The organism is Pseudomonas sp. 1L-E-NC-VB-C3 (assembly GCF_057291535.1).
This window is the reverse complement of the sequence record NZ_JBXAWD010000017.1, coordinates 24,787-51,748: the sequence shown is the minus strand read 5'-3', so window position 1 is coordinate 51,748 and position 26,962 is coordinate 24,787. Positions and strand designations below refer to the sequence as shown.

24 protein-coding genes are annotated in these 26,962 nt (G+C 61.0%); 11 read left to right on the top strand and 13 right to left on the bottom strand.

Annotated features, from left to right (window positions below; genetic code table 11):
- Positions 1 to 880: 880 nt before the first annotated feature.
- Complete coding sequence (locus AC0Z5Z_RS23350) at positions 881 to 3,775, bottom strand: ribonucleoside-diphosphate reductase subunit alpha (protein ID WP_150637564.1); 2,895 nt, start codon at positions 3,773 to 3,775, stop codon at positions 881 to 883.
- An 859-nt stretch (positions 3,776 to 4,634) separates the two neighbouring features.
- Here AC0Z5Z_RS23350 and AC0Z5Z_RS23345 point away from each other — a divergent pair.
- Together AC0Z5Z_RS23345 and AC0Z5Z_RS23340 are read left to right on the top strand one after the other, a co-directional pair.
- Positions 4,635 to 5,357, top strand: coding sequence for a response regulator (locus AC0Z5Z_RS23345; RefSeq protein WP_056788095.1), 723 nt, complete (start codon positions 4,635 to 4,637; stop codon positions 5,355 to 5,357).
- On the top strand, positions 5,354 to 6,964 hold the full coding sequence (locus AC0Z5Z_RS23340; RefSeq protein WP_041479566.1) for an ATP-binding protein: 1,611 nt from the start codon (positions 5,354 to 5,356) through the stop codon (positions 6,962 to 6,964). Before AC0Z5Z_RS23345 ends, AC0Z5Z_RS23340 begins: the two co-directional genes overlap by 4 nt.
- A gap of 107 nt (positions 6,965 to 7,071) precedes the next feature.
- Here AC0Z5Z_RS23340 and AC0Z5Z_RS23335 read toward each other — a convergent pair whose 3' ends face one another.
- Both AC0Z5Z_RS23335 and AC0Z5Z_RS23330 read right to left on the bottom strand, forming a co-directional pair.
- Positions 7,072 to 7,797, bottom strand: coding sequence for a 4'-phosphopantetheinyl transferase family protein (locus tag AC0Z5Z_RS23335; RefSeq protein WP_485611698.1), 726 nt, complete (start codon positions 7,795 to 7,797; stop codon positions 7,072 to 7,074).
- A gap of 151 nt (positions 7,798 to 7,948) precedes the next feature.
- Positions 7,949 to 8,740: a dienelactone hydrolase family protein gene (locus tag AC0Z5Z_RS23330; RefSeq protein WP_485611697.1), complete on the bottom strand. Its 792-nt coding sequence runs from the start codon at positions 8,738 to 8,740 to the stop codon at positions 7,949 to 7,951.
- 143 nt (positions 8,741 to 8,883) lie between these two features.
- Here AC0Z5Z_RS23330 and AC0Z5Z_RS23325 point away from each other — a divergent pair, with 143 nt between their 5' ends.
- From AC0Z5Z_RS23325 to AC0Z5Z_RS23315, 3 genes are all read left to right on the top strand, one after another.
- The gene (locus tag AC0Z5Z_RS23325) at positions 8,884 to 9,489 is read left to right on the top strand and encodes a hypothetical protein (protein WP_485611696.1); all 606 of its coding nucleotides are present in this window, start codon (positions 8,884 to 8,886) and stop codon (positions 9,487 to 9,489) included.
- Between the two features lie 148 nt (positions 9,490 to 9,637).
- The gene (locus AC0Z5Z_RS23320; RefSeq protein WP_016773623.1) at positions 9,638 to 10,315 is read left to right on the top strand and encodes a response regulator transcription factor; all 678 of its coding nucleotides are present in this window, start codon (positions 9,638 to 9,640) and stop codon (positions 10,313 to 10,315) included.
- Positions 10,312 to 11,658: an ATP-binding protein gene (locus tag AC0Z5Z_RS23315; RefSeq protein ID WP_252876744.1), complete on the top strand. Its 1,347-nt coding sequence runs from the start codon at positions 10,312 to 10,314 to the stop codon at positions 11,656 to 11,658. The genes AC0Z5Z_RS23320 and AC0Z5Z_RS23315 overlap by 4 nt, the downstream gene beginning before the upstream one ends.
- Positions 11,659 to 11,862: 204 nt before the next feature.
- On the opposite strand, the gene AC0Z5Z_RS23310 is transcribed toward AC0Z5Z_RS23315, so the two are convergent.
- Positions 11,863 to 12,861, bottom strand: a complete 999-nt coding sequence (locus tag AC0Z5Z_RS23310) for an AraC family transcriptional regulator (protein WP_252878727.1) — start codon at positions 12,859 to 12,861, stop codon at positions 11,863 to 11,865.
- Between the two features lie 346 nt (positions 12,862 to 13,207).
- Here AC0Z5Z_RS23310 and AC0Z5Z_RS23305 point away from each other — a divergent pair, with 346 nt between their 5' ends.
- Both AC0Z5Z_RS23305 and AC0Z5Z_RS23300 read left to right on the top strand, forming a co-directional pair.
- Positions 13,208 to 14,542, top strand: coding sequence for a dicarboxylate/amino acid:cation symporter (locus tag AC0Z5Z_RS23305; RefSeq protein WP_122707473.1), 1,335 nt, complete (start codon positions 13,208 to 13,210; stop codon positions 14,540 to 14,542).
- A 145-nt stretch (positions 14,543 to 14,687) separates the two neighbouring features.
- Positions 14,688 to 15,869, top strand: coding sequence for a CaiB/BaiF CoA transferase family protein (locus AC0Z5Z_RS23300; protein ID WP_485611695.1), 1,182 nt, complete (start codon positions 14,688 to 14,690; stop codon positions 15,867 to 15,869).
- Positions 15,870 to 15,976: 107 nt separating this feature from the next.
- Here the strand turns inward: AC0Z5Z_RS23300 and AC0Z5Z_RS23295 are convergent, their stop codons facing one another.
- Positions 15,977 to 16,471 (bottom strand): SprT family zinc-dependent metalloprotease, encoded by a 495-nt coding sequence (locus AC0Z5Z_RS23295; RefSeq protein ID WP_024013976.1) that lies wholly within the window; start codon positions 16,469 to 16,471, stop codon positions 15,977 to 15,979.
- A 148-nt stretch (positions 16,472 to 16,619) separates the two neighbouring features.
- Complete coding sequence (locus tag AC0Z5Z_RS23290) at positions 16,620 to 17,222, bottom strand: Yip1 family protein (protein WP_016773629.1); 603 nt, start codon at positions 17,220 to 17,222, stop codon at positions 16,620 to 16,622.
- Between the two features lie 425 nt (positions 17,223 to 17,647).
- On the opposite strand from AC0Z5Z_RS23290, the gene ttcA reads away from it, so the two are divergent.
- Positions 17,648 to 18,472 (top strand): tRNA 2-thiocytidine(32) synthetase TtcA, encoded by an 825-nt coding sequence (ttcA, locus tag AC0Z5Z_RS23285; protein WP_024013975.1) that lies wholly within the window; start codon positions 17,648 to 17,650, stop codon positions 18,470 to 18,472.
- Positions 18,473 to 18,553: 81 nt separating this feature from the next.
- On the top strand, positions 18,554 to 19,228 hold the full coding sequence (locus AC0Z5Z_RS23280) for a DNA-3-methyladenine glycosylase I (protein WP_016773632.1): 675 nt from the start codon (positions 18,554 to 18,556) through the stop codon (positions 19,226 to 19,228).
- Positions 19,229 to 19,316: 88 nt separating this feature from the next.
- On the opposite strand, the gene AC0Z5Z_RS23275 is transcribed toward AC0Z5Z_RS23280, so the two are convergent.
- The 3 genes from AC0Z5Z_RS23275 to arsC are packed head-to-tail and all read right to left on the bottom strand — an operon-like array spanning position 19,317 to position 20,688.
- Positions 19,317 to 19,742 carry a DUF2069 domain-containing protein gene (locus AC0Z5Z_RS23275; RefSeq protein WP_073472188.1) on the bottom strand — a complete coding sequence of 142 codons (426 nt, stop codon included), beginning with the start codon at positions 19,740 to 19,742 and terminating at the stop codon, positions 19,317 to 19,319.
- Complete coding sequence (wrbA, locus tag AC0Z5Z_RS23270; RefSeq protein WP_041479575.1) at positions 19,742 to 20,338, bottom strand: NAD(P)H:quinone oxidoreductase; 597 nt, start codon at positions 20,336 to 20,338, stop codon at positions 19,742 to 19,744. The genes AC0Z5Z_RS23275 and wrbA overlap by 1 nt, the downstream gene beginning before the upstream one ends.
- Positions 20,335 to 20,688 carry an arsenate reductase (glutaredoxin) gene (gene arsC, locus AC0Z5Z_RS23265; protein ID WP_485611694.1) on the bottom strand — a complete coding sequence of 118 codons (354 nt, stop codon included), beginning with the start codon at positions 20,686 to 20,688 and terminating at the stop codon, positions 20,335 to 20,337. The genes wrbA and arsC overlap by 4 nt, the downstream gene beginning before the upstream one ends.
- 113 nt (positions 20,689 to 20,801) lie before the next feature.
- Between arsC and AC0Z5Z_RS23260 the strand changes: the two genes are divergently transcribed.
- The gene (locus AC0Z5Z_RS23260; RefSeq protein ID WP_056788124.1) at positions 20,802 to 21,269 is read left to right on the top strand and encodes a TlpA disulfide reductase family protein; all 468 of its coding nucleotides are present in this window, start codon (positions 20,802 to 20,804) and stop codon (positions 21,267 to 21,269) included.
- Between the two features lie 238 nt (positions 21,270 to 21,507).
- Here the strand turns inward: AC0Z5Z_RS23260 and AC0Z5Z_RS23255 are convergent, their stop codons facing one another.
- The gene (locus AC0Z5Z_RS23255) at positions 21,508 to 21,912 is read right to left on the bottom strand and encodes an META domain-containing protein (protein WP_041479578.1); all 405 of its coding nucleotides are present in this window, start codon (positions 21,910 to 21,912) and stop codon (positions 21,508 to 21,510) included.
- The gene (locus AC0Z5Z_RS23250) at positions 21,912 to 22,346 is read right to left on the bottom strand and encodes a hypothetical protein (RefSeq protein ID WP_039757838.1); all 435 of its coding nucleotides are present in this window, start codon (positions 22,344 to 22,346) and stop codon (positions 21,912 to 21,914) included. Before AC0Z5Z_RS23250 ends, AC0Z5Z_RS23255 begins: the two co-directional genes overlap by 1 nt.
- Positions 22,347 to 22,480: 134 nt before the next feature.
- Between AC0Z5Z_RS23250 and AC0Z5Z_RS23245 the strand changes: the two genes are divergently transcribed.
- Positions 22,481 to 22,939, top strand: a complete 459-nt coding sequence (locus AC0Z5Z_RS23245; protein WP_217851845.1) for a hypothetical protein — start codon at positions 22,481 to 22,483, stop codon at positions 22,937 to 22,939.
- Between the two features lie 6 nt (positions 22,940 to 22,945).
- Here AC0Z5Z_RS23245 and AC0Z5Z_RS23240 read toward each other — a convergent pair whose 3' ends face one another.
- Both AC0Z5Z_RS23240 and AC0Z5Z_RS23235 read right to left on the bottom strand, forming a co-directional pair.
- Positions 22,946 to 23,935 carry a 2-hydroxyacid dehydrogenase gene (locus AC0Z5Z_RS23240; RefSeq protein WP_150637580.1) on the bottom strand — a complete coding sequence of 330 codons (990 nt, stop codon included), beginning with the start codon at positions 23,933 to 23,935 and terminating at the stop codon, positions 22,946 to 22,948.
- 81 nt (positions 23,936 to 24,016) lie between these two features.
- A complete protein-coding gene (locus AC0Z5Z_RS23235) occupies positions 24,017 to 26,770 on the bottom strand; it encodes a response regulator (RefSeq protein WP_071173267.1) in 2,754 nt (917 codons plus the stop codon).
- Between the last annotated feature and the right edge of the window lie 192 nt (positions 26,771 to 26,962).

Here is a 26,962-nt window from a genome sequence, read left to right as displayed (position 1 = left end):
TTACTTTTTTACAAGCGCCTAAAAAAGTAAGCAAAAAACGCTAGCTCCTGCGTTCCGCCCTCGCAGGCTCGGGTTCCTTCGCTGCGGGATCGATCCGGTCGCAGCGGCTCCGGTTTGCTTCGCTGCACCTCCTTCCGCTGTGTCTGGCTGCGCCAGACGGTCGCTGCGCTCCCACGCCCGGATCAATCCCTCCGCTCAGCCTTCCGACGTCGCCGGTGGATCAAGATCAAGAGCACTCGAGCTTGCGCTCATTGTTGAGTGGGGCGGCTTCGCCGCGGGCAGCTGCGCTGCTTTTGCCTTTTTGTGGGAGCGAGCTTGCTCGCGAAGGCGGCATGTCAGCCGACCTGTTCTTGAAGTGGTACCCAATCCAACTGTAGGAGCTGCCGAAGGCTGCGATCTTTTGATCTGGCTTTTGCTTTTGCTTTTGCTTTTGCTTTTGCTCTGGCTTTTGATCCGGCTTTTGATCTTTTGCCCCTTCGGCAGGCTTCGTTACGGGATCGATCCGGGGGTGGGAGCGCAGCGACCGTACGACGCAGTCGTACACAGCGAGTGTAGGTGCAGCGAAGCCAACCGGAGCCGCTGCGCCCGGATCGGTCCCGTAACGAAGGTACCCCGAGCCCCAGCGAGCGGGCCGTACGCCGGGGCAAAGCCTTTTGGGTTACCTTTTTGGCGTCTGAAAAAGGTGACTCGCTGTAAGAGCGAAACCATAAGAAGCCGTTACCGCAGCAACGGATATTCACCCAAAACCCCAAGAGCCTGGTCGGCCCAGAGGCCGCCAAGGCCGCCAAAAAACAAAACCCCCGACAAACCAGAAGTCTGTCGGGGGTTTTCTTTTGTCTCGAGATCCCAGGCGTCTCGCAACGCCTGATCTCAGCTCAGCTTATTGGCAAGCTTCGCAATCCGGCTCGTCGATCGCGCAGGCCTTTGGCACTGGCGCCGGACCTGCCGGAGCGGCCAGAACCGAATCGTCGCCGTGGTTGCCGCCGCTGGAAACAGCGTTCAGCTTGCCGGTGTTGATGGTCGACTTCTCGGTGCTGGTCGCGGCCAGGGCACGGAGGTAGTAAGTGGTTTTCAGACCGCGGTACCAGGCCATGCGGTAGGTCACGTCGAGCTTCTTGCCCGATGCGCCGGCGATGTACAGGTTCAGCGACTGGGCCTGGTCGATCCACTTCTGACGACGGCTGGCGGCGTCAACGATCCACTTGGTGTCCACTTCGAACGCGGTCGCATAGAGCTCTTTGAGTTCTTGCGGAATGCGCTCGATCTGCTGCACCGAACCGTCGTAGTACTTCAGGTCGTTGATCATCACCGAGTCCCACAGACCGCGAGCCTTCAGGTCGCGAACCAGGTACGGGTTGATCACGGTGAATTCGCCCGACAGGTTCGATTTCACGTACAGGTTCTGGTAGGTCGGTTCGATCGACTGCGAAACGCCAGTGATGTTGGCGATGGTCGCGGTCGGTGCGATGGCCATGATGTTCGAGTTACGGATGCCTTTCTGTACACGGGCGCGAACCGGTGCCCAGTCAAGGGTTTCCTTCAGGTCGACATCGATGTACTTCTCGCCACGCTGTTCGATCAGGATCTGTTGCGAATCCAGCGGCAGGATGCCCTTGGACCACAGCGAGCCGTTGAACGTCTCGTAGGCGCCGCGCTCGTCGGCCAGGTCGCAGGAAGCCTGGATCGCGTAGTAGCTGACCGCTTCCATCGACTTGTCGGCGAACTCGACGGCAGCGTCGGAGCCGTAAGCGATGTGCTGCAGGTACAGAGCGTCCTGGAAGCCCATGATGCCCAGACCGACCGGACGGTGGCGGAAGTTGGAGTTCTTCGCTTGTGGCACCGAGTAGTAGTTGATGTCGATCACGTTATCGAGCATGCGCACGGCGGTGTTCACGGTGCGTTGCAGCTTGGCGGTATCGAGCTTGCCGTCGACGATGTGGTTCGGCAGGTTGATCGAGCCCAGGTTGCAAACGGCGATCTCGTCCTTGTTGGTGTTCAAGGTGATCTCGGTGCACAGGTTCGAGCTGTGGACCACGCCGACATGCTGCTGCGGGCTGCGCAGGTTGCACGGGTCCTTGAAAGTCAGCCATGGGTGGCCGGTTTCGAACAGCATGGACAGCATCTTGCGCCACAGGTCTTTGGCCTGGATGGTCTTGAACAGCTTGACCTTGCCCGGGTACTCGGTCAGCGCTTCGTAATACTCGTAGCGCTCTTCGAAGGCTTTACCGGTCAGGTCGTGCAGGTCCGGTACTTCGGATGGCGAGAACAGGGTCCACTTGCCGTCATCGAAGACACGCTTCATGAACAGGTCAGGGATCCAGTTGGCGGTGTTCATGTCGTGGGTACGACGACGATCGTCACCGGTGTTCTTGCGCAGCTCGATGAACTCTTCGATGTCCATGTGCCAGGTTTCCAGGTAGGCACACACAGCGCCTTTGCGCTTGCCACCCTGGTTCACGGCGACAGCGGTGTCGTTCACTACTTTGAGGAACGGCACAACGCCTTGCGACTTGCCGTTGGTGCCCTTGATGTACGAACCCAGCGCACGAACAGGCGTCCAGTCGTTGCCCAGACCGCCGGCAAATTTCGACAGCATGGCGTTGTCGTGGATCGCGTGATAGATGCCCGACAGGTCATCCGGCACGGTGGTCAGGTAGCAGCTCGACAGCTGTGGACGCAGGGTACCGGCGTTGAACAGGGTCGGGGTCGAAGCCATGTAGTCGAACGAGGACAGCAGGTTGTAGAACTCGATCGCACGGTCTTCTTTCTGCTTCTCTTCGATCGCAAGACCCATGGCCACGCGCATGAAGAAGATCTGCGGCAGTTCGAAACGCACGCCATCCTTGTGGATGAAGTAGCGGTCGTACAGGGTCTGCAGGCCCAGGTAAGTGAATTGCTGATCGCGCTCGTGGTTGATCGCCTTGCCCAGTTTTTCCAGGTCGAAGGTGGCCAGCACAGGGTTCAGCAGTTCGAACTCGATACCTTTGGCGATGTAGGCCGGCAGGGCCTTGGAGTACAGGTCGGCCATTTCGTGATGGGTGGCGCTTTCGGCGACTTCGAGGAAGTTCAGGCCTTCGGCACGCAGGGTGTCCATCAGCAGGCGGGCGGTGACGAACGAGTAGTTCGGCTCGCGCTCAACCAGGGTACGGGCGGTCATCACCAGGGCGGTGTTGACGTCGGTCAGGGCCACGCCGTCGTACAGGTTCTTCAGGGTTTCGCGCTGGATCAGGTCGCCGTCGACTTCTTCCAGGCCTTCGCAGGCTTCGGTAACGATGGTGTTCAGGCGGCCCATGTCCAGCGGCGCGAGGCTGCCGTCGGCGCGGGTGATGCGGATCGACGGGTGAGCGTTGACTGCTGCTTCGGCAGGAGCGTGAGCTGCGCGCTCTTTCGAACGGCCGTCACGGTAGATCACGTAGTCGCGAGCGACTTTCTGCTCGCCGGCACGCATCAGGGCCAGTTCGACCTGGTCCTGGATTTCTTCGATGTGGATGGTGCCGCCCGATGGCATGCGACGCTTGAAGGTCGCGGTGACCTGTTCGGTCAGGCGCGCAACGGTGTCGTGGATTCGCGACGAAGCGGCAGCGGTGCCGCCCTCAACTGCGAGGAACGCTTTGGTGATAGCGACGGTGATCTTGTCATCGGTGTAAGGAACGACAGTGCCATTACGCTTGATCACGCGCAGCTGGCCAGGCGCGGTGGCTGCCAGATCCGAAGTCGAATCGGCGGCCTGCGGCAAGGTGCCCTGCGGGTTCTCGCGAGTTGTGTCGGTTTGCATGGGGGGTGGTCTCCACATTCTCTATGTTTGTTTGGCACCGTCATGGTGCTCACCGTTCTGTACCGAAGCACTGCAACCGACGGGCGTCGGCATTACAAACTTCGGAACAGTAGGAAAAAGGCTGCAACGCCGCATCCTTGCCGAAGTTTTGGTTACGAGCCGAAGCTCGCCACCGGATTCCTTCGCGGGTGGCAGTCATGACTGCAACACCCATACCGTTTTGTCCGTTTCGGACCAAATAAAACGGTGCCATCCGCCAGTGCGGTTTGGGCTTGAAAAAACTCGCTTGTTCTACCGGAAACCGGCCATAAAGCACTTGAGTTTCAGGTCTGAAATGTGGTTGGGCGTTTTAGGTGAAAACCCTATATGTAGGGTCTCCGTTTTCGCCGTGCTACAAGATAATGCGTTTCAGGGGGGGATTGCAACGTACTACCTGTGGATAAGCCTGTGCGTAATTTGTGTAAGAAACAGGGAAAACGCGTGTAGGCCGCGAACCTGCTGAGCCAGACCGTTTGTCACTGTTTTTTTGCCTGGAAAAACGCTTCAGCGGTTTTTTAAGGGCGCGAACCCTATCACAGAATTCCGCCTTGTCCGAACGCATTTACCGACTTGTTTTCCGGGTGATCGGCGTTTATACAATCGCTGGGCGCATGGGCATTTTTATCCTCCTGAAACATGACAGATGATCGGGAGATACACGCAGGATTGTGGGAGCGAGCCTGCTCGCGAATCGGTTGACCACTGAGCATTCAGGTTGAAGCAACAGACGCTTTCGCGAGCAGGCTCGCTCCCACAGGTTTTGTCCGTGTCAGGCGATTGTCTTTCTTCTTTTAATAAAAACAGCAAGCAGAGGTCACCGGTGGAGCAACAAACCTGGCAGGTATTGATCGTCGAGGATGACCAGCGACTGGCCGAGCTCACCCGCGATTACCTGCAAGCCAATGGCCTGCGCGTGGAGATCGAAGGCAACGGTGCGCTGGCGGCGGCGCGGATCATCAAGGAGCAGCCGGATCTGGTGATCCTCGATCTGATGCTGCCCGGCGAAGATGGCCTGAGCATCTGCCGCAAGGTGCGCAGCCAGTACGACGGGCCGATCCTGATGCTCACCGCGCGCACCGATGACGCTGATCAGATCCACGGCCTCGACCTCGGTGCCGACGACTATGTGTGCAAACCGGTGCGCCCGCGCTTGTTGCTGGCGCGCATCCAGGCGTTGCTGCGACGCAGTGACACACCGGAGCCGGTCGCGGAAAAATCCCGGCGGTTGCAATTCGGTCCACTGGTGGTCGACAACGCTTTACGCGAAGCCTGGCTGAGCGACAACGGCATCGAGCTGACCAGCGCCGAGTTCGACCTGCTGTGGCTGCTGGTGTCCAACGCCGGGCGGATACTTTCCCGGGAAGAAATCTTCACTGCATTGCGCGGCATCGGCTACGACGGCCAGGACCGCTCGATCGACGTGCGCATCTCGCGCATCCGCCCGAAAATCGGCGACGACCCCGATCATCCGCGCCTGATCAAGACCATTCGCAGCAAAGGCTATCTGTTCGTCCCTGAGGCCTGCGCAGACCTGGCGCTGTGAATTCGATCTTCCTGCGCATCTACGGCGGCATGTGCGCCGCGCTGATTCTGGTGGCGGTGCTCGGCGTGCTGGCGCTGAACCTGCTCAATCAGGTGCGCAGCGAGCAATATCGCGAACGCCTGGCCCACGGCACCTTCTCGCTGATGGCCGACAACCTGCAGCCGATGAACCAGACCGAACGCCATCGCGCGTTGCTGGTGTGGGAGCGGCTGCTCGGTATACCGCTGACGCTGAAGAAATTCTCTGAAACCGACCTTGATCTGGCCCAGCGCACCCGTGTGTTGCGCGGTCAGGCGCTGGTCGAGCAGACCGGGCCGCATGCGGCCAAGGTCTATCGGCTGATCAGCGAAAAAGAGCAGCTTGTATTGGTAGGAGAGGTGCAGCAGATCAGCGAGCAACTGGCCCGGGCGACCATCTATTTGCTGGCTGATGAGCTGGTGCGGGTACCGGTCGGCGAACAGCCCAAGCGTCTGGCGCAGATAAAGCAGGAAAAGGGCTTCGGCTTCGATCTGCGTCTGGTCACGGTAAATGACGCCGACATGGACGAAGACCAGAGTCGTCGCGTGGCCGAGGGCGATACGGTGATGGCGCTGGGCAAGGGCGGCGATTCGATCCGCGTGTTTGCCGGCATGGTCGGCACGCCGTGGGTGCTGGAAATCGGCCCGCTGTATCAGATGAATCCGTACCCGCCGGAATGGCTGGTATTGATTGCCGCGCTCGGTCTGACGCTGATCGGTCTCATCGTTTATCTGCTGGTGCGTCAGCTTGAGCGGCGTTTGCGCGGTCTCGAAGCAGCGGCCACGCGCATTGCCAAGGGCAGCCTGGAAACCCGTGTGCCGGCGCGCGGCGCTGACTCTGTCGGGCGGCTTGCGTCGGCGTTCAATGGCATGGCTGAGCACTTGCAACAGTTGCTGGCGATCCAGCGTGAACTGGTGCGCGCGGTGTCTCATGAACTGCGTACCCCAGTGGCGCGGCTGCGTTTCGGTCTGGAGATGATCGGTACGGCGACCACCCCGCAGGCGCTGGAAAAATACCGCGAAGGCATGGATCACGACATTGAAGACCTCGATAAGCTGGTCGACGAAATGCTCACCTATGCACGACTGGAGCAAGGCTCGCCGGCGCTGACCTTCCAGCGCATCGATCTGGATGCGCTGGTCAATCAGGTGATCGCAGAATTGGCGCCGCTGCGCGCCGAGGTCACGGTACAGCGCGGTTTGTGTCTGTCATCGGCCGACAACGACGGCGCCTGGGTCGAGGCTGAACCGCGTTATCTGCACCGAGCGCTGCAGAATCTGGTGGGCAACGCGATGCGCCATGCGCATTCGCAGGTGACGGTGAGTTATCAGGTCGGCCAGTTGCGCTGCCGCATCGACGTCGAGGACGACGGGCCGGGCGTGCCGGAAGTGGCTTGGGAGCGGATCTTCACGCCGTTTCTGCGCCTTGACGATAGCCGCACGCGGGCGTCGGGCGGGCATGGTCTGGGACTGTCGATTGTGCGGCGGATCATTCACTGGCACGACGGCCGCGCGATCATTGGCAAGAGCAAGAGCCTGGGTGGGGCGTGTTTCAGTCTGAGTTGGCCGAGGAATCAGGAGCGCCGCTGAGATTCGGGATACCGCCTTCGCGAGCAGGCTCGCTCCCACATTTGAAATGCAATCCCCTGTGGGAGCGAGCCTGCTCGCGAAGGCGCCATAACAGACAATGCAAATCCTCAGGCTTGAATACTGACCAGACTCAACAACTGCCCATCCTGCACTGCAAACTGCGCCTCCAGCTCCGATCCGTTGCGCCATTCGCTCGACAGATCCGTCAACAACCGCAGCCTGACCTGTCCCGCCTCAGTCCATTCCAGCACTTCGGCATGCTCGAAATAAAAGCGCTGCTGCACGATCGGGTAGAGCGCCTTGAACAAACTCTCTTTGACCGAAAACGTCAGGGTCACCCGCAGCGCCAGTTGCTCCTGAGAACCCGCCGCCATGCGTTGCAGTTCCGCTGGCGTGAGGATTTCCCCGGCCAAGCGTTCGGCGCGCTCATGGCTCAACAGGTTTTCCAGATCCATGCCCAGGCCGCGCCAGTGCTGCTTGTTGGCAACAATCGCCGCCGCACGGCCGGTGCTGTGAGTGATCGAACCGCAGATATGCGCCGGCCACACCGGGGCGCGGTCTTCGCCGATCGGCGGGACGATATACAGACCTTCGAGTTGTTGCAGCGCGGCCCGGGCGCAGATGCGTCCAGCGAGAAACTCGGCCTGGCGCTTGGCCACCGAGCGCTGAATGCTCGGCGGCGCCAGCACAGCGCTGCGCTGGAAGTCATCGCCAAGCAGTCGGGCCGGGTCGAAGTGAGTACTGAGCAGCACGGTATCGGCCAGGACCGTCGGCAACGGCCAGTGGCTGTCGAGCGCAGTGCAGCAGGCGGGCAGGGCGGGGGTGAAGTTCATGGCGGGCATTTTGCCGGTTAGTCGGGGCGAGGTCGAGATCGGCGGTGAAGCCTTCGCGAGCAGGCTCGCTCCCACAGGGGATCTTCTGCGCGACAGATATCCAGTGTGGGAGCGAGCCTGCTCGCGAAAGCCGCGCCTCGGCGTTACTGACTCAACCGAAAATCTTCTTGAAGAACGCCTGCATATCCGCCCACGACTTCTCATCCGCCGCCTTGTTGTAACCAATGTCCGGCCCGCCATGCTCGCCATGGCTCAAACGATCGGCATCCGGATTGCTGAAACCATGCATGGCGCCATCCAGACTGACGAACTGGAAGTCCGCCCCGGCCTTGTCCATTTCTGCCTTGAACGCGGTGACATTGTCCTGAGTGACCATGCTGTCCAGCGCCCCATGCTCGACGAGGATTTTCGCCTTCACACTGCCCGGAGTCGCCGGAGTTTTGGTCGCCAGCGCTCCGTGGAAACTCACCACACCGGCCAGGGGCACACCCTGACGCGCCGCATTCAGCACCACGGCGCCACCGAAGCAATAGCCGACGGCGGCGATTTTGTTCGGGTCGGTCTGCTTTTGCTTCTTCAACAGATCGAGCCCGGCGGCGAAGCGTTTACTGGCGGCATCGGCGTCCTTGGTCGCTGCCTGCATGAAGGCCATGGCGTCTTTCGGATGCTCGGTGTTCTTGCCTTCGCCATACATGTCGATGGCCAGCGCACTGTAGCCGAGTTCGGCGAGATCCCGCGCGCGGCGCTTGGCGTAATCGTTCAGCCCCCACCATTCGTGGACCACGACAACGCCGGGGCGTGGGCCTTTGATCGCGTCGTCATAGGCGTAGTAACCGATCAGCTGGCTGCCGTCGGCGCTTTGGTAGGGGATTTCTTCAGTCTTGATCGCAGCCTGGGTGAGGCTGCTGACCGCCAGCAAAGTGAGGGCGAGGAACAGGCGCATGGACGGATCTCCTTATTGAAAGTGGTCAGAACAGCCTAGTCGATCCGGTTCAGGTCAGGTTCAGAGACGGTTCAGGGGCCGTACAGGGGCGGCTCAGTAACCTTGCGCCATACCCAAACAGCACTGTGAAAGAGGAAATACCCATGACTCGTTTAACCAAATTGCTGCTGGCTTTTACCCTGTTAGGCTCCAGCATCGCGGCGAATGCCGACGACACCAGCAACTTCGCCGGCCTGACATTCGGCCAGACCAGCGACAAGATCGACAAGTCCCACGCGCTCAACAACAACCTCGGCAACCCCAACGTCACTGGGGCCATCGACGGCAACAACACCTACGGCATGCGCCTCGGTCAGCAAAACAGCCAGGGCCGCTACTACGCCACCTACGACAACGTTTCCGGCTCGCACAATGGCGTTAAACTGCGCCAGGAAAATCTGCTCGGCAGCTATGACCTGTTCTATCCGGTGGGCGGCAGCACCAAATTGTTCGGCGGCGCCACGGCCGGTCTGACCAAGCTGACGCAGGATTCGCCAGGTTTCAGCCGTGACAGCGACATCGGTTACGCCATTGGTGGCCAGGTCGGTGTGTTGCAGCAAGTTTCGCAGAGCACCTCGGTAGAACTCGGTTACCGTTACCTGCGCAGCAACGCCAGCACCGAAATGAAAGAAAGCGGCGGCAGCAAACAGGGCTCGCTGGACTTGACCAGCAGCGCGCAGACCTACCTGTCGGCCAACTACTATTTCTAAGCGGTTGTCGCAGTTTGAAGTGTGGGAGCGAGCCTGCTCGCGAAATGGGTGTATCGGCCGACACTTGCTTGGCTGATCCACCGTATTCGCGAGCAGGCTCGCTCCCACAGGTAGTTGCCTGGAGAGTTCAAGAGATAGGGAGAAAAGCATGAAACTGTTGGTCGTCGAAGACGAGGCGCTGTTGCGTCATCACCTGCAAACCCGTCTGACGGAGAGCGGTCATGTGGTCGAGTCCGTGGCCAATGCCGAGGAGGCGCTGTACCAGACCGGCCAGTACAACTTCGATCTGGCGGTGATCGATCTCGGCCTGCCGGGCATGGGCGGGCTCGACCTGATCCGCCAGTTGCGCTCGGGCGGCAAGACCTTCCCGATCCTGATCCTCACCGCGCGCGGCAACTGGCAGGACAAGGTCGAAGGCCTCGCCGCCGGTGCCGACGATTACGTGGTCAAGCCGTTCCAGTTCGAAGAACTCGACGCACGCCTGAACGCATTGCTGCGCCGCTCCAGCGGTTTCACCCAGTCGACCATCGTCGCCGGGCCGTTGCTGCTCGACCTCAATCGCAAACAGGCCAGCCTCGATGAGCAACCGCTCGCGCTGACTGCTTACGAATACCGCATCCTCGAATACCTCATGCGCCATCATCAGCAAGTGGTGCCCAAGGATCGCTTGATGGAGCAGCTCTATCCGGACGATGACGAGCGCGATCCGAATGTCATCGAAGTGCTGGTCGGCCGTCTGCGCCGCAAGCTCGAAGGCCCGGCCGGGTTCAAACCGATCGACACCGTGCGCGGCCTCGGTTACCTGTTCAATGAGCGCTGCACTTGATCCGTTCCCTTCGCGTTCGCTTGATGCTCGCCGCCACCACGTTGGCGGTGTTGTTCATGCTTGCCTTGCTGCCGGCGATGCAGGGTGCCTTCAGCCTTGCCTTGCAGGACTCGATCGAGCAACGTCTGGCCTCCGACGTCACCACATTGATTTCCGCCGCACGGGTGGAAAACGGTCGGCTGGTGATGCCGTCGCAATTGCCCGACGAACGCTTCAACCTCACCGATTTCCGTTTGCTCGGCTATATCTACGACCGCGACGGCAAGTTGGTGTGGCGTTCGAAAGCCACCCAGGAAGAACAGATCAACTACAAACCGCGCTACGACGGCCTCGGCAATGAGTTCGCGCGGATCCGTGAAGCCAGCGGTCAGGAATTTTTTGTCTACGACGTCGAAGTCAAATTGCTCGGCGGCAAAAGCGCAGCGTTCAGCATCGTCGCTCTGCAACCGGTACGTGAATACGAAACCACCCTCGAAGGCCTGCGGGAAAATCTCTATCTGGGCTTCGGTGCGGCGTTGCTGGTATTGCTGGCGCTGCTATGGATCGGCCTGACCTGGGGCCTCAAGGCCTTGCGCCGCTTGAGCCAGGAACTCGACGAAATCGAAGGCGGCACCCGCGAAAGCCTGACGGAAAAACACCCGCGTGAACTGCTGCGCCTGACCGGCTCGCTCAACCGCTTGCTGCTCAGCGAACGCCAGCAACGCAGCCGCTACCGCGACTCCCTCGACGACCTCGCCCACAGCCTGAAAACCCCGTTGGCGGTGCTGCAAGGCGTCAGCGAAGACATGGCCCAGCGTCCCGCAGACCGCGACCAGGCCTGGGTTCTGCAAAGCCAGATCGAACGCATGAGCCAGCAGATCAGCTACCAACTGCAACGGGCCAGCCTGCGCAAAAGCGGCCTGGTGCGCCATCAGGTGCGCCTGCGACCGGTGCTCAAAAGCCTGTGCGATACGCTGGACAAGGTCTACCGCGACAAACACGTGCGCGTGACCTTTGATCTGCCCGAGCACTGTTACGTGCCGATCGAGCAGGGCGCCTTGCTGGAAATGCTCGGCAACCTGCTGGAAAACGCCTATCGCCTGTGCCTCGGCGAAGTGCGGGTCAGCGTGCGCGAGTCCTTGGCCGGGATCGAATTGTGCGTCGAGGACGATGGGCCGGGTGTTCCACTCGATCAGCGTGCGCGGATTCTCGAACGCGGCGAACGCCTGGATGCCCAGCATCCCGGGCAGGGCATCGGGCTGGCGGTGGTCAAGGACATCATCGAAAGCTACAACGCGCGTTTGGCCTTGGGTGATTCACCGATGGGTGGGGCGGCGTTCAGGATTGATTTTCCTGCGGTGTGATTGCGAGCTGCCCTCACCCTAACCCTCTCCCAGAGGTAGAGGGGACTGACCGAAGTGTCTTTGGAAAATTATCGACCTGAGCGATTTGCAGCGAATATGGATTCAATAGAGAGCTTGCAGGTCGGCGTATTTCTCAAGCATCCCCCAATCAGTCCCCTCTCCCTCCGGGAGAGGGTTAGGGTGAGGGGCTTTTGATTTAGCGCCTCATTGCTCCTGCGACCGATAAGCCCCCGGTGTCAGCCCCGTCCATTTCTTGAACGCCCGATGAAACGCCGAAGGCTCAGAGAACCCGAGCTGCTCGGCAATCTGTTGCAACGACAGCTCCGCCCGGCCCAGATGGTAGATGGCGATATCCCGCCGCAGCTGATCCTTGAGTTCCTGAAAACTGGTGCCTTCCTCGCGCAAATGCCGGCGCAAGGTTTGCGGGCTGATATGCAGATGCGCGGCGACGGCTTCCAGATCCGGCCAACTCGCAGCGTCGCGACTGAGCAAGCGGCGCAGGCGGCTGCTCAGGCTGTCGCCGTCGTCCGGGCGTGAGAGCAGGTCGGCGGGGGAGCGTTCGAGAAAATGTTTGAGCGTGCGTTCGTCCTGCAACAGCGGCATGGCCAGATAGCGACTGTGAAACAGCAGGCTGCTTTGCTCGGCATCAAAGGTCAGCGGGCAGGGGAACAGCAGGTCGTATTCGCTGCCGTGCTCGGGGCGCGGATAGCTGAAGGTTGCCTGCTCCAGGCGTATCCGCTGGCCGATCAGCCAACTGCCGAGGCGGTGCCAGATCACCAACAAACTCTCGCTGAGAAAATGATCCGGGTCCCACGACTGCGCGTCGTCCAGGCTCAAACGCACCCATTCGTCTTCGCGACGCAGGGTCAGGCGTGGGGCGTCGGGGAACAGGCTGTAAAACAACAAGCCACGTTGCAGAGCCTTCTCCAAGTTACGGCAGTGAATCGAGGCGTGGCACATCATGGCGAAGCTGCCGGGCTTGCTCGGCGCATTGCCGAAACCCAGGTATTCGTCGTCCAGCGCCAGCCACAGCCCTTGAATCAGCCGGGTGAACTGCTCCGGGGCAATCCGCGCGCGGGGCTCGTCGAGCAACTCCGGGCTGATTCCCAGTTGCTGCAACAAGCCTGAATAATCCAGGCCACGCCGGCGTGCACCGCCAAGGGCGGCGCGGGCGAAATGGCTGGCGATGGTGCGTTCGCGCATAAGCGGCAATCCTTGTTCAGGCACCGATCGTAATGGCGGGCCGGCAACGCCACAAGGCGGATTTCCGCCAAATTGCAGGACGCTGAACGCTCAGTTGGCGGAAATCCGCCATGCCTCAAGTCGCTGATTGGTGACAGGGAACTCCCGCAGGCCCTGATATCAAAAGGCTTGCTGCCATTCGCACCAATCTGGCACGACGTTTGCGATACAAGCCACAGAAGCGTGCATTCTCCGACCGGGAAAAATGCCGTTCCAACAACAAATCCCTCCAGTGCAGGAGGGTTCGCAATTAAGGTTCGGCGCTCGACAGATGGATGTTGCCGCTGGACGCTTGAGGAAACCTGCAATGACGACTCGTCAGCCACTGTACAAATCCCTGTATTTCCAGGTGATCGTTGCCATCGCCATCGGCATCCTGCTTGGTCACTTCTATCCGCAGACCGGTGTGGCCCTCAAGCCACTGGGTGACGGCTTCATCAAGCTGATCAAAATGGTCATCGCCCCGATCATCTTCTGTACTGTTGTCAGCGGCATCGCCGGCATGCAGAACATGAAATCGGTAGGCAAGACCGGCGGTTACGCGCTGCTGTACTTCGAAATCGTTTCCACCATTGCCCTGCTGATCGGTCTGATCGTGGTCAACGTTGTGCAACCGGGCGCCGGCATGCACATCGACGTCACCACCCTGGACGCCTCGAAAATCGCCACCTACGTGACGGCCAGTAAAGACCAGAGCATTGTCGGTTTCCTCCTCAATGTGATCCCGAACACCATCGTCGGCGCGTTCGCCACCGGTGACATCCTGCAAGTGCTGATGTTCTCGGTGATCTTCGGCTACGCCCTGCATCGCCTCGGCTCGTACGGTCGTCCGCTGCTGGACATGATCGATCGCTTCGCCCACGTGATGTTCAACATCATCAACATGATCATGAAACTGGCGCCACTGGGTGCGTTCGGTGCCATGGCGTTCACCATCGGTGCCTACGGTGTCGGCTCGCTGGTGCAACTGGGCCAGTTGATGATCTGCTTCTACATCACCTGCGTCCTGTTCGTCGTGCTGGTGCTGGGTGCGATCTGCCGGGCTCACGGTTTCAGCGTGTTCAAACTGGTGCGTTACATCCGTGAAGAGCTGTTGATCGTACTGGGTACGTCCTCGTCGGAATCGGCACTGCCACGCATGCTGATCAAGATGGAGCGTCTGGGCGCGAAGAAATCCGTCGTGGGTCTGGTGATCCCGACCGGTTACTCGTTCAACCTTGACGGTACTTCGATCTACCTGACCATGGCCGCCGTGTTCATCGCCCAGGCGACCGACACGCACATGGACATCACCCACCAGATCACCCTGCTGCTGGTGCTGCTGCTGTCCTCCAAAGGCGCGGCGGGTGTGACCGGTTCGGGCTTCATCGTCCTGGCCGCGACACTGTCGGCAGTAGGTCACCTGCCGGTTGCCGGTCTGGCGCTGATCCTCGGTATCGACCGTTTCATGTCCGAAGCCCGCGCACTGACCAACCTGGTCGGTAACGCTGTAGCGACCATCGTAGTGGCCAAGTGGGTCAAGGAGCTGGACACCGATCAACTGCAGACCGAGCTGGCTTCCGGCGGTCGCGGTATCTCCGATGAGCGTGAAGAAGACGACCTGGGTGTGGCTGAAGGCCCAACCCCGAGCAATGTGAAGTAAGCATCGCTTGCACAGAAAAACCCGCTTCGGCGGGTTTTTTCTTGCCCGGAATTTGAGCGCAACGGTCACACCTGCTGACATTTGCGGTGATTGCCGCATCGGCAATGGCTGCCTAGGCTGAGTACATCGCCCAAGGAGTTCACCCATGTCTGCACCGCTGGCCTCACTGAAGATTCTCGATTTCTCCACCTTGCTGCCGGGGCCGTTCGCCTCGTTGCTGCTGGCGGACATGGGCGCCGAGGTGCTGCGCATCGAATCGCCGACGCGTATGGATCTGCTGCGGGTGCTGCCGCCGCATGATGGCGGGGTCTCAGCCAGCCACGCCTATCTGAACCGCAACAAGCGCAGTCTGGCGCTGGACCTGAAACAGCCCGAAGCGCTGCAGATCATCAAGCAACTGCTGGGCGAATACGACATCGTCCTCGAGCAGTTTCGCCCCGGGGTGATGGAGCGCCTGGGCCTGGGTTATGAAGCGTTGAAAGCGATCAATCCAAAGCTGATTTATGTGTCGATCAGCGGTTACGGCCAGACCGGGCCGTACAAGGAGCGCGCCGGGCATGACATCAACTATCTGGCGCTGGCGGGACTTGCCAGTTACACCGGACGCGTCGACAGCGGGCCGTTGCCGTTGGGCATGCAGGTGGCGGACGTGGCGGGCGGCTCGCTACACGGCGTGATCGGCTTGCTGGCAGCGGTGATTGCCCGTCAGCAAACCGGGCAGGGCACCCATCTGGATGTGAGCATGACCGACTGCGCGTTCAGCCTGAACGCCATGGCCGGCGCTGGCTATCTGGCCTGCGGCGCGGAACCGGGCCGCGAAGATCAGATGCTCAACGGCGGCAGTTTCTATGACTATTACCGCACCCGGGATGGGCGCTGGATGTCGGTGGGCAGTCTGGAGCCAGCGTTCATGCAGCAATTGTGCACGGCGCTGGGCCGGCCGGAGCTGGCGGCGCAAGGGTTGTCGCCCAAGCCTGAGCAACAACAGGCGCTGAAAGAGGCATTGCAGATCGAATTCGAACGGCATGATTTTGCAGAACTGTGTGAATTGTTCGCCGGGGTCGATGCCTGTGTCGAGCCGGTGTTGAGTTTGGGCGAGGCGTTGCGCCATCCGCAGTTACAGGCGCGGGAGCTGGTGACCCAGGTGCCGCGCGGCGATGGTACGACGCAGGCGCAGATGGCCTGTCCGTTGAAATTTTCTGAGGCGTTGCCGGAGCCAAGGCATGTTGGCGCGGGGTTGGGGCAGCATACGGACGAGGTGTTGGGGGAGTTAGGGTTGAGTGCTGAGCGGATCGCCGAGTTGCGTTCGGCCAGGGTGATTCTGTAGCGCTCATGCCGCCGCCTTCGCGAGCAGGCTCGCTCCCACATTGAAATGCATTCCCCTGTGGGAGCGAGCCTGCTCGCGAAGGGGCCCGCCGATACTCTACAAAACTGTCATTCCACCCGCATTTCACCACTGAACACCAGCGTACTGCGGCAGCGCCGGCATAAATACCGCCGCCCTTGCCGCACCAGGCCATGGCGCTGGGCGGTAAACGGGAAATCACTGTCGGGGCACGGGCATTTGTAGATATAGCGGGTCACGCTGCGCCGCTTGATTTCATAGGTGTGGCAGCGATCCGGCGGCAGTTCGTAGACGCCGCGCATGATCAGTTGCCACTCCTCGCCATGGGGCTGGATGCGGTCGCCGAACAGTTGATGAGCGATCAGGTGGGCGACTTCGTGGGCCACGGTCTGCTTGAGGAAGTGTTCGGTGTTTTCCCGGTACAGCTGCGGGTTGAAGCGCAGCAGGTTCTCGTGCAGATGCGCGACACCGGCTTTCTGCCCGCGCAGCTTGAGACTGACCACGGGGCGTTTGAAGGAACGTTTGAAAAAGGATTCAGCGAGTTGGTAACAATCTTCGACGCGGGTATTGAGTTGCTCGGGCATGCTTGATGGATCTCCAGAGACGCCGAGTATGCCGCAACCCCGGCGACTTGCGAATCGCCGACCTGCCGAATGGTCGTCGCCCCAACGAGAAGGCCGCCTTGCGGCGGCCTGTATTGGCAGATGTTGTTTTTCTCAGGGAGGAAACAGGTCAGTTGGTATAGACCGGCCCGACACCCAGGCCCCAGACAATCACAGTGAACGCCATGATCGCCACCAGCACCACCAGCCCAACCGCGAGCACCGAGCTGGAAAACAGAAAGCCTTCATCCGAAGGGATGTTCATGAACGTCGGCAAGCCGACATACAAAAGATAGACCGTGTAGCAGATGGCCGCCGTACCGACGATCATCCCCAGCCACATGTGCGGATACAGCGCCGCCAGACCGCCGACGAACAACGGTGTCGCCGTGTAAGTGGCGAATGCCACGCAGCGGGCCAGGCTTGGATTGGCGTCATAGGTGCGCGCCATCCAGTGCACGAAGGCGCCCATTACCGCGACCCCGCCGAGCATCGCCAGGTAGGACATGATGGTCATCCACAGAGCGCTTTCAAACGTGAGCATTACCGGCGCGCGGTTGCCGATCACCCAGCCGACCTGGGTCGTGCCGATGAACGCCGAAACAGCGGGGATCGCCGCTAGAATCAGCGTATGCGTCAGGTACATGTGGCTGATGCTTTCCTCTTGGTCGCCACGGATCTCCTTCCATTCCTGATCGGGGTGGGTAAACAGTCCCACTACGTGATGGATCATGCCATTCACTCCTCTTGTCATTGCCATCGCCCCCCAACGGAGCGCCTACGGGCCAAGATGGCCGAGCAAATACAGGTCTTCAGATGTGTGCGACCTTATGTCGCAGTATAGAAAGGAGTCCAGCGCACCGGTATGCCGGGCTTAGAGCAAATCGCGCTGTAAACATTGCAGGTAATCGCCTCGGGGTCTTGAGGGGAAGGCATTTTTGGGGTTGAAACACTTTTGTGGCGAGGGGATTTATCCCCGTTCGGCTGCGCAGCAGTCGCCAAGCCATACACCGCGCAGTGTCAGGCAATACGAGTTCTCAGGTTTAGGGGCTGCTTCGCAACCCAGCGGGGATAATTCCCCTCGCCACAGATGCTTCGCGCTACCGGGGTTTTTGCGTAAAATGCCGGCCTTTCGTCACACCTCACGGATTTCGCGTCATGGGCACTCTTACGGTCAACCAGAACAAACTGCAAAAGCGCCTGCGCCGCCTGGCCGGCGAAGCGGTCGCCGATTTCAACATGATCGAGGACGGCGACAAGGTCATGGTCTGCCTGTCCGGGGGCAAGGACAGCTACACCATGCTCGACGTGCTGATGCACCTGCAGAAGGTTGCACCGATCAAGTTCGACATCGTCGCGGTGAACATGGACCAGAAACAGCCGGGCTTTCCCGAGCACGTGCTGCCGGCCTACCTGAAAGAACTGGGCATCGAGTACCACATCGTCGAGAAGGACACTTACTCGGTGGTCAAGGAACTGGTGCCGGAAGGCAAGACCACCTGCTCGCTGTGCTCGCGTTTGCGTCGCGGCACCCTGTACACCTTTGCTGACGAAATCGGCGCGACGAAAATGGCCCTCGGTCATCACCGCGACGACATCGTCGAAACGTTCTTCCTCAACATGTTCTTCAACGGCACCCTCAAAGCGATGCCGCCGAAGCTGCGCGCCGACGATGGCCGCAACGTGGTGATTCGCCCGCTGGCTTACTGCAACGAGAAGGACATTCAGGCCTACTCGGACTTGAAGCAATTCCCGATCATCCCGTGCAACCTTTGCGGCTCGCAGGAAAACCTGCAGCGCCAGGTGGTCAAGGAAATGCTTCAGGACTGGGATCGCAAGACCCCGGGCCGTACCGAATCGATTTTCCGCAGCCTGCAGAACGTGGTGCCGTCGCAACTGGCCGACCGCAACCTGTTCGACTTCACCAGCCTGAAGATCGACGAAACCGCGGCTTCGCGTTTCGTCAATGTCGTCAATCTGTAAACACAACCTGTAGAAGCAGGCCCTGTGGTTGAGGGGACAGCTTCTGCATGGGTTATTCATTTCCAAACCTCAGGAGAGGGCATGCGCGATTACAAGTGGCTGCACGAATACTGTCTGAACCGTTTCGGTTCGGCGGCTGAACTGGAAGCCCATCTGCCCGTTCCCAAGACCCCCGCACAACTGCGCAAGATCCGCGACGACCGCTACCTCTCGACCATGGCCCTGCGGGTTTTTCGCGCCGGGCTCAAGCACAGCCTGGTCGACGCCAAGTGGCCGGCGTTCGAAGAGGTGTTCTTCAAGTTCGATCCGGAAAAAGTCGTGCTGATGAGCGCCGAGCACCTTGAGCGGCTGATGCAGGATGCGCGGATCATCCGCCATCTGGGCAAGCTGAAAAGTGTGCCGCGCAATGCGCAGTTCATTCTCGATGTGGAAAAGGACAAGGGCAGCTTCGGCGCATTGATCGCCGACTGGCCGGTGACCGATATCGTCGGCCTGTGGACGTACCTGAAAAAGCACGGCCACCAACTCGGCGGGCTGTCGGCGCCACGCTTTTTGCGCATGGTCGGCAAGGACACGTTCGTGCCGAGCTACGACGTGGTCGCGGCGCTGAATGCGCAGAAGATCGTCGACAAAGTGCCGACCAGCCAGCGCGATCTGGCGACGGTGCAGAACGCGTTCAACCAATGGCACGAACAGAGCGGCGGACGGCCGATGAGCCAGATTTCGATGATGCTCGCCTATACCGTCAACCATTAAAACCGCGTCGCTGCATTCGCGAGCAGGCTCGCTCCCACCTCTGGAATGCATTCCCTGTGGGAGCGAGCCTGCTCGCGAAAGCGGTTGGTCAGGCGACGCTGATCTCGCCTTCGCCAGCCAATTTGCGATTCAACTGATAGCGCCAGCGCACATACAGCAGCGCCGAGCAGAACACCGCCAGGCTTGCGGCCATTTCCAGCAGGCCGAACAACTGCCGGTTGGGGTCGTACGCCGCCAGGGCGCCTTTGATGAAGTACAGGTTCACCACAAAGCACATCCACGAATGGCCACGGGCGCTGCCCATGATCATCGCCGGGGCGAGGACCAGCCACGGGATCAGCTCGACCAGCAGAATCACCCAAGGCCGCGCGCCATGCAGGTCGGCGAACAGCAGGTAATAAGCCGCCAGCAAGCCGGCGAGGGCGAAAAAGCTCAGCAGGCTGAGCACGCGCATCGCCTTCACCCGTGGCTCAAGCCACTCTATCGAGGGCAGGACTTTCGGCTTCTTCGCCATCAGCCCACCAGCTTCTGTGCGGTTTTCGCCAGGCGCAGACCAAGTGCGCGACACAGCGCCACTTCGTGCTGATCAAGACCGTTCTTGCCGTCGGCACCGGCGTGATGGCTGGCCCCGTAAGGCGTGCCGCCACCTTCGGTTTCGAGCAGGGCCGATTCGCTGTAGGGCAGGCCGGTGATCAACATGCCGTGATGCAACAGCGGCAACATCATCGACAGCAGCGTGGTTTCCTGACCGCCGTGCAGGCTGGCGGTGGAGGTGAACACGCCGGCCGGTTTGCCGACCAGCGCGCCGGTCAGCCAGAGGTTGCTGGTGCCGTCGAGGAAGTACTTGAGCGGCGCGGCCATGTTGCCGAAACGCGTCGGACTGCCCAAGGCGAGGCCGGCGCAGTTCTTCAGATCATCGAGGCTGGCGTAGAGCGCGCCTTCAGCGGGAATCTCCGCCGCTACCGCTTCGCATTCGGTGGAAATCGCCGGCACTGTGCGCAGACGCGCTTCCATTCCGGCCTGCTCGATGCCACGGGCGATTTGCCGGGCCATCTCGTTGGTCGAACCGTTGCGGCTGTAATAGAGAACCAGAATGTACGGCGTGCTCATGGCAACAACTCCAGCACGTTTTCCGGTGGGCGACCGATGACGGCTTTGTCGCCTGCTTCAAGAATCGGCCGCTCCATGAGTTTCGGGTGCGTGGCGATGGCGTCGATCAGCTGCTGCTCGCTGAGGCTGGCGTCGGCCAGGTTCAGGGTTTTGTATTCGTCTTCACCGCTGCGCAGCAGCTGTCGCGCGCTGATCCCGAGCTTGCCGAGCAGGGCCTTGATCTGCGCGGCGCTGAGCGGCGTTTCCAGGTAGCGCACGACATTCGGATGCAAGCCGCGGGCTTCGAGCAGTGCCAGCGCGCCGCGGGATTTCGAGCAGCGCGGATTGTGATAAAGCGTCAGATCGGTCATGGCGGGTCGCTTCTGGCGTAAAGTGGCGGCTATTCTAACTGTGCGGCGCGCAATCCAGAACCGTCAGAGGCGATGGGTCGCAGGCGCTTTCGAATTTTCACAAGGAACACGACATGACACGGCGATTGGCAGCGGCATTGACGATAATCGGGGCGTTGATGCTGGGGGGCTGCGGTAATGATTACGGCATCGACCAGAACGGCCAGAAGGTAGCGTCCGAACGTCTGGACAAGCAGTGGGTGGTGCTCAATTACTGGGCCGAATGGTGTGGCCCGTGCCGCACGGAAATTCCCGAGCTGAATCATTTGGCTGATGAGCTCAAGAGCAAGAATGTCGGGGTGTTCGGGGTCAATTTCGACAACGTGCAGGGCGCGGAGCTGAAAGAGGCGAGCGAGAAACTCGGCATCAAGTTCACCGTGCTGGCGCAGGATCCGGCCGAGCTGTTCGACCTGCCGCGCAGTGAGGCGCTGCCGGTGACGTTCATTATTGATGACAAGGGCAAGGTGCGTGAGCAGTTGCTGGGTGAGCAGACGGCGGCGGGGGTGATGGCGAAGCTGGAGGCGTTGCAGGCTACGAAGTAAACCGCCAGAAGCCCCTCACCCCAGCCCTCTCCCGGGGGGAGAGGGGGCCGACCGAGGTGTCTTTCGTCGTACATCGACCTGAGACACCGAGTTGATTATGGTCCCGTCAGACAGAATCCAGTCGATTATGGATTCGGCGAAGAATTACCACGTCGACATAACTCTTCAATATCCCCCAATCAGTCCCCTCTCCCTCTGGGAGAGGGCTAGGGTGAGGGCCTTGGCGATCCAGGGCGGATCAACCCTCTTCCAGCCACCAGCGCAACGGTTTGCCTTCAGCCGGCCAGAAGCGTATCTGCTCGATTGGCGAAATGTCCCAGCGCTCGACTTTTTCCAGCGCCTGCAAGAAGCGTTGTTCCTGCTCCATCAGCGCCGGGGCGCAGAGCTTGCGGGTCTTGCCGATCTTGCCGAAGCTCAGCTTGTCGCCGTCCTGCGTGTACGGCGCGAACCAATGATTACAGCCGCCGTTGCCGTAGGCGCGGCCGTCATCGCCGAGGGTCACGGTCAAATGGCTGTAATCCATCAGTGGCCGCTCGCCGATCCATTCCAGAATGTAGCTGCGGTTGTGCTGCAGTTGTACCGGCTCTGCGGCGCAACCAGCCAGGCCGACACCGATCAGTGCGGTCAGGGCGAGGCGTTTCATCATGCAGGCTCCTGGCATTTCGGGCACAGGTGCTTGTCGCCGACGGCTTTCCAGCCGAGCTCGGCGATGCGCGCGGTGGCGGCGGGTTTCTCGGCGGTCTTGCCGAGTTTGGCATCCACAGCGAATTCGAAACTCAGCTCTTTCGCGCAGCTGTCGCAGTTGACCTGCCAGGTGTGAATGGCCAGTTCGCCGAACACCGGGCCTGTGGTCATTGCGGTCCATTGGCCTGGCGGATTGATCAAGTGGCGGACCGTGTCGACGGTCAGGCGCATGGACAAATCCTTGCTGCCTTTGAGGGTGACCAACAGGGCATCGCCGATGCGGATCGAGCCACCGTTACCGGTCACCTGATAGCGGCCCGGAACGAGGGCGCGGCATTCGGTGAGGGTGTGTTGCGGGTTCATCAGGGTGTAGCGGAAATCGTGTTCGACCATGGGTCCTCCAAATATGCGCGACATGCTAGCACGGGCTCGATTGCAGAATGATGCACGCGTGCGACCTTCGATCCGGTTCAAATGCAGCGACAGTCATGGCAAACTGCCGGCCCCCGAATCTGAAGGAACGGAACATGGCGCTGATCGAATGTTATGAATGCAAGCGGAGCATCAGTTCCGAAGCGCTGGTGTGCATTCACTGCGGCGCGCCGATGGCCGAACATGCCGCCATGCAGGCGCAATCGACGGCGGCACCGGTGCAGGCCGCGACGATTTCCTTCGGCAGCCTGCCACGCAACAACGCAGTGCCCGAGGCGGTTGCGCCGCCAGTGTCCGAGCCTTTACCCAAAGTGATGCCGGCAGCAGCAGGGCGTCGCCGTCGTCAGCAGGCCGCAGAACAGGCCCGCGAGGAGCAGCAACCGCTCAACGCCGATGGCAGCCGCCCGGTGGAGGGCTGGCTGAAAATCATGGTGTTTCTGCTACCGGCGTTTTTCGTCTGGTTCCTGCTGCGCAACGGCCATTCGAGCAAGCAGCGCCTGCTCGGGTTCGGCTGGCTGGGCTTGCTGATCCTGGCGTCTTCGCTGTCCAAGTAAAACCGTTCAACCCTCGACCTGGTTCTGCGGCGCACCTGCCGCCCAGGTCGCGATGTTGTGCAGGGTGGTCGCGGCAATCGCGCCCAATGCTTCGCGGGTCAGAAACGCCTGATGCGCGGTGATGATCACGTTGGGAAACGTCAGCAGACGCGCCAGCACATCGTCCTGCAACGGCAGGTCGGAGCGATCCTCGAAAAACAGCTGCGCCTCTTCCTCGTAAACATCCAGCCCCAGATACCCGAGTTGGCCGTCCTTCAGCGCGTCAATCAGCGCTGGCGTGTCCACCAGCCCGCCACGCCCGGTGTTGATCAGCATCGCCCCCGCCTGCATGTGCGCCAGTGAATCGCGATTGATCAGATGCTTGCTCTGTTCGTTGAGCGGGCAATGCAGGCTGATGATCCGTGATTGCGCGAGCAACTCCGGCAGGCTCAGATAACGTGCGCCCAAGGCCAGCACCTCGGGATTGGGATACGGATCGTAGGCCAGCAATTCACAGCCGAAGCCGTGCATGATTTTCGCGAAGGTCGCACCAATTTGCCCGGTGCCGACGATGCCGACGGTTTTGCCGACCAGATCGAAACCGGTCAGGCCATGCAGGCTGAAATCGCCTTCGCGGGTGCGGTTGTAGGCACGATGCAAGCGACGATTGAGGGCGAGGATCAGCGCCACCGCATGTTCGGCCACGGCGTGCGGCGAGTAGGCCGGCACACGCACGACGGCCAGGCCAAGGCGTTTCGCCGCCGGCAGGTCGACATGGTTGTAACCGGCCGAACGCAGGGCAATCAGCCGCGTACCGCCAGCAGCGAGGCGTTCGAGCACCGGGGCGCTGAGGTCGTCATTGATGAACGCGCAGACCACCTCGTGCTGCTCGGCCAACGCCGCCGTATCGAGGCTCAGTCGCGCCGCTTGAAAATGCAATTCGAGCCCGGCCGGGCAGTCGGCGCCGAGAAAGCTGTCGCGATCGTAGGTCTGACTGCTGAAAAAGATTGTGCGCATGAATCCTCCTGGAACATCGACGCGGGCCGCAATGGCCCGCGACAACTGTAGCGCTTTGCGCGTGCAGCGCCTTGCCGTGGATCAGGCGCTGATGCGCGCCTGCGCGGCGAGTCGATTGATCGAGCGCTCCAGTTCATCCAGCGCGGCGGCGGCTTTCGGATCGTCCTGCTTGAGCAGGGTTTCGCTGCGCTGGCAGGCGGCGCGCAGTTGTGGCACGCCGCAATAACGGGTGGCGCCATGCAAGCGGTGCACGCGTTCGAGCAGGGCATTCTGGTCGTGGCTGTCACGCGCGGCGCGTATCGCTTCGCGGTCGGCTTCCAGCGAGGCCAGCAGCATGGCGAGCATGTCCGCCGCCAGATCCGCCTTGCCGGCCGCCAGACGCAAGCCTTCTTCGTGATCGAGCACTGGCAGTTCCTGCTGACTCGCCGTGCTGTCGCCGCTGCGATCCGGTGCCTGATTGCGCAGGGCCAGTCCGGTCCACTTCAACACCACCTGCGCCAGTTGCCGCTCGCTGATCGGTTTGGTCAGGTAGTCGTCCATGCCGCTTTGCAGCAGCGCGCGTTTTTCATTGGCCATGGCGTGGGCAGTGAGGGCGACGATCGGCAGCGGCGTGCAATGCCGCTCGCTTTCCCACTGGCGAATGGTTTCGGTGGTCTGGCGACCGTCCATGCCCGGCATCTGCACGTCCATCAGCACCAGATCGAAAGATTCGCTCTGCACGGCTTTGACGGCCGCGTAACCGCTTTCGACCGCGAGCACCCGGGCGCCCATGTCTTCGAGCAGGGTCTGCACCAGCAACAGATTGGCCGGGTTGTCGTCGACACACAGGACGCGCGGCGCACGGCTGGACAGCGGCTCGCCCGGTTCGCTGCGGGTCTGGCGCGGATTGACCAGATCGGACAACGCCCGGCGCAGCTTGCGCGTACACGCCGGTTTGGCTTGCAGCTGGCTGTGCGGGTTGGGCACCGACAGATGAAACAGCGTCTGTTCGGTGGTCGGGCACAGCACCAAAACTTTGCAGCCCAGGTGTTCGAGGTCCCAGATGTGCTGGTTCAAGCGTTCCGGGAGCATGTCGTTGCTGGTGATGCCGATCACCGCCAGATCGATCGCCTGATCGGTCTGATGCGCGCCGGTAACGCCATTGCTCAGGCTCTCCAAAGTATTGAACGGCGTAACTTGCAGTCCGCAGTCTTCCAGCTGATGTTGCAAGGCCTGACGCGCCAGTTCGTGATTTTCCAGTACCGCCACGCGGCGTCCGAGTAATGGCGCAGCGGGCAGGTCTTCGGCGTCGTCGCGAGTCTTGGGCAGGCTCAGGCTGATCCAGAATTCCGAACCTTCGCCCGGCGTGCTGTCGACGCCGATCTCGCCGCCCATCTGCTCGATCAGGCGCTTGGAAATCACCAGCCCCAGGCCGGTGCCGCCGGGTTGGCGCGACAGCGAATTGTCGGCCTGACTGAAAGCCTGAAACAGCGCGCGCACATCCTGATTCGACAGGCCGATGCCGGTGTCCTGAATGCTGATGCGCAGTTGCACGCTGTCTTCGTGTTCGTCTTCGAGCATCGCCCGGGCGACGATGGTGCCTTCGCGGGTGAATTTGATCGCGTTGCTGACCAGATTGGTGAGGATCTGCTTCAGGCGCAGCGGATCGCCGACCAGCGACAGCGGCGTGTCGCGATAGACCAGACTGACCAGCTCAAGCTGCTTGGCGTGCGCGGCCGGGGCGAGAATGGTCAGGGTGTCTTGCAGCAGGTCGCGCAGGTTGAACGGAATGTGATCGAGCACCAGTTTGCCGGCCTCGATCTTCGAGAAATCGAGAATCTCGTTGATGATCCCCAGCAGACTGTCGGCAGACTTTTCGATGGTGCCGAGATAGTCGAGCTGGCGCGGGGTCAGTTCGCTTTTCTGCAACAAGTGAGTGAAGCCCAGAATGCCGTTGAGCGGGGTGCGGATCTCGTGGCTCATGTTGGCAAGGAATTCGGATTTGATCCGGCTGGCTTCCAGCGCCTCTTTGCGCGCCAGGTCCAGTTCGATGTTCTGGATCTCGATGGTTTCCAGATTCTGCCGCACGTCTTCGGTGGCCTGATCGACGCTGTGCTGCAACTCTTCGCGGGCGTTCTGCAGGGTGCCGGCCATGCGGTTGATACCCGAGGCCAATTCGTCCAGTTCCTGACTGCCGAGGGGCGGCAAGCGGGTTTCCAGATGACCGTCCTTGAGTTGGGCGACCGCCTGTTTGATCTGGCTCAGCGGACGGTTGATGGTGCGGCCCATGCGCAACGCGAGGAGGGCGGCGCCGGCAAGTCCGGCGGCGATCAGCAGCAGGCTGGCGAACAGGCTGCGATAACCGCGCAACAGCATGCCGTTGTGCGACAGCTCCAGCTCGACCCAGCCGAGCAGGCGTTCGGATTCTTCGGGAATGATTTCACCGGCGAGGTTGCGGTGCTTGCCGAACACCGGCATCAGGTAGCGCGTCGCGTCATTGCCGCTGCGTCGTTGCAACAGCGCGCTGTCGCCGCTTGGTGCCTGATTGAGCATGGTCGGGCCGGCGTGGGCCAGTGGCGAGCGGTCCGCCGCGAGGAAGGTCACCGCGCGCACGTCGGGTTGTTCAAGGGACTGGGTGGCGATGCGTTCGAGCAGATCGGCGTCGCCGTGACCCATCGCCGGCGCCACCAGCGGCGCCAGTTGCTCGGCGATCATTTCGCCGCGCTGCATCAATTGGCTGTGCAGGTCGGTCTGCTGCGTCCAGGTGAAATAGCCACCCAGCACCAGCGCCATCAGGCTGGTCGGCAACAAGGTCAGCAACAGCACGCGACCTTTGATTCCCAGTTTCTTGAGCACGCCTATCTCCCGCATCCCGCTGATCTGTTGACACATGCGTGCATCCGGCACGCGACATGGGCGCAGTGTAGCGATTTGCAGGCGGGCAATCTTGCGGAAAATGCAGCGCCGCCGACGCACTCGTTCGTCCGACAGGCCAAGCTTGTGTTGCCCGCTGTCGGACAATCTTGAATAATCCGCCAACTGAGAATT

Coding starts and splice junctions, on each gene's coding strand:
- wrbA (WP_041479575.1), bottom strand. CDS start 20,338: ATGAGCACGCCGTACATTCTGGTTCTCTATTACAGCCGCAACGGTTCG.
- AC0Z5Z_RS23255 (WP_041479578.1), bottom strand. CDS start 21,912: ATGAAACGCCTCGCCCTGACCGCACTGATCGGTGTCGGCCTGGCTGGT.
- AC0Z5Z_RS23350 (WP_150637564.1), bottom strand. CDS start 3,775: ATGCAAACCGACACAACTCGCGAGAACCCGCAGGGCACCTTGCCGCAG.
- AC0Z5Z_RS23240 (WP_150637580.1), bottom strand. CDS start 23,935: ATGCGCACAATCTTTTTCAGCAGTCAGACCTACGATCGCGACAGCTTT.
- ttcA (WP_024013975.1), top strand. CDS start 17,648: ATGGGCACTCTTACGGTCAACCAGAACAAACTGCAAAAGCGCCTGCGC.
- AC0Z5Z_RS23310 (WP_252878727.1), bottom strand. CDS start 12,861: ATGCGCGAACGCACCATCGCCAGCCATTTCGCCCGCGCCGCCCTTGGC.
- AC0Z5Z_RS23275 (WP_073472188.1), bottom strand. CDS start 19,742: ATGGCGAAGAAGCCGAAAGTCCTGCCCTCGATAGAGTGGCTTGAGCCA.
- AC0Z5Z_RS23250 (WP_039757838.1), bottom strand. CDS start 22,346: ATGGTCGAACACGATTTCCGCTACACCCTGATGAACCCGCAACACACC.
- AC0Z5Z_RS23280 (WP_016773632.1), top strand. CDS start 18,554: ATGCGCGATTACAAGTGGCTGCACGAATACTGTCTGAACCGTTTCGGT.
- arsC (WP_485611694.1), bottom strand. CDS start 20,688: ATGACCGATCTGACGCTTTATCACAATCCGCGCTGCTCGAAATCCCGC.
- AC0Z5Z_RS23245 (WP_217851845.1), top strand. CDS start 22,481: ATGGCGCTGATCGAATGTTATGAATGCAAGCGGAGCATCAGTTCCGAA.
- AC0Z5Z_RS23260 (WP_056788124.1), top strand. CDS start 20,802: ATGACACGGCGATTGGCAGCGGCATTGACGATAATCGGGGCGTTGATG.
- AC0Z5Z_RS23300 (WP_485611695.1), top strand. CDS start 14,688: ATGTCTGCACCGCTGGCCTCACTGAAGATTCTCGATTTCTCCACCTTG.
- AC0Z5Z_RS23335 (WP_485611698.1), bottom strand. CDS start 7,797: ATGAACTTCACCCCCGCCCTGCCCGCCTGCTGCACTGCGCTCGACAGC.
- AC0Z5Z_RS23325 (WP_485611696.1), top strand. CDS start 8,884: ATGACTCGTTTAACCAAATTGCTGCTGGCTTTTACCCTGTTAGGCTCC.
- AC0Z5Z_RS23290 (WP_016773629.1), bottom strand. CDS start 17,222: ATGATCCATCACGTAGTGGGACTGTTTACCCACCCCGATCAGGAATGG.
- AC0Z5Z_RS23295 (WP_024013976.1), bottom strand. CDS start 16,471: ATGCCCGAGCAACTCAATACCCGCGTCGAAGATTGTTACCAACTCGCT.
- AC0Z5Z_RS23330 (WP_485611697.1), bottom strand. CDS start 8,740: ATGCGCCTGTTCCTCGCCCTCACTTTGCTGGCGGTCAGCAGCCTCACC.
- AC0Z5Z_RS23320 (WP_016773623.1), top strand. CDS start 9,638: ATGAAACTGTTGGTCGTCGAAGACGAGGCGCTGTTGCGTCATCACCTG.
- AC0Z5Z_RS23305 (WP_122707473.1), top strand. CDS start 13,208: ATGACGACTCGTCAGCCACTGTACAAATCCCTGTATTTCCAGGTGATC.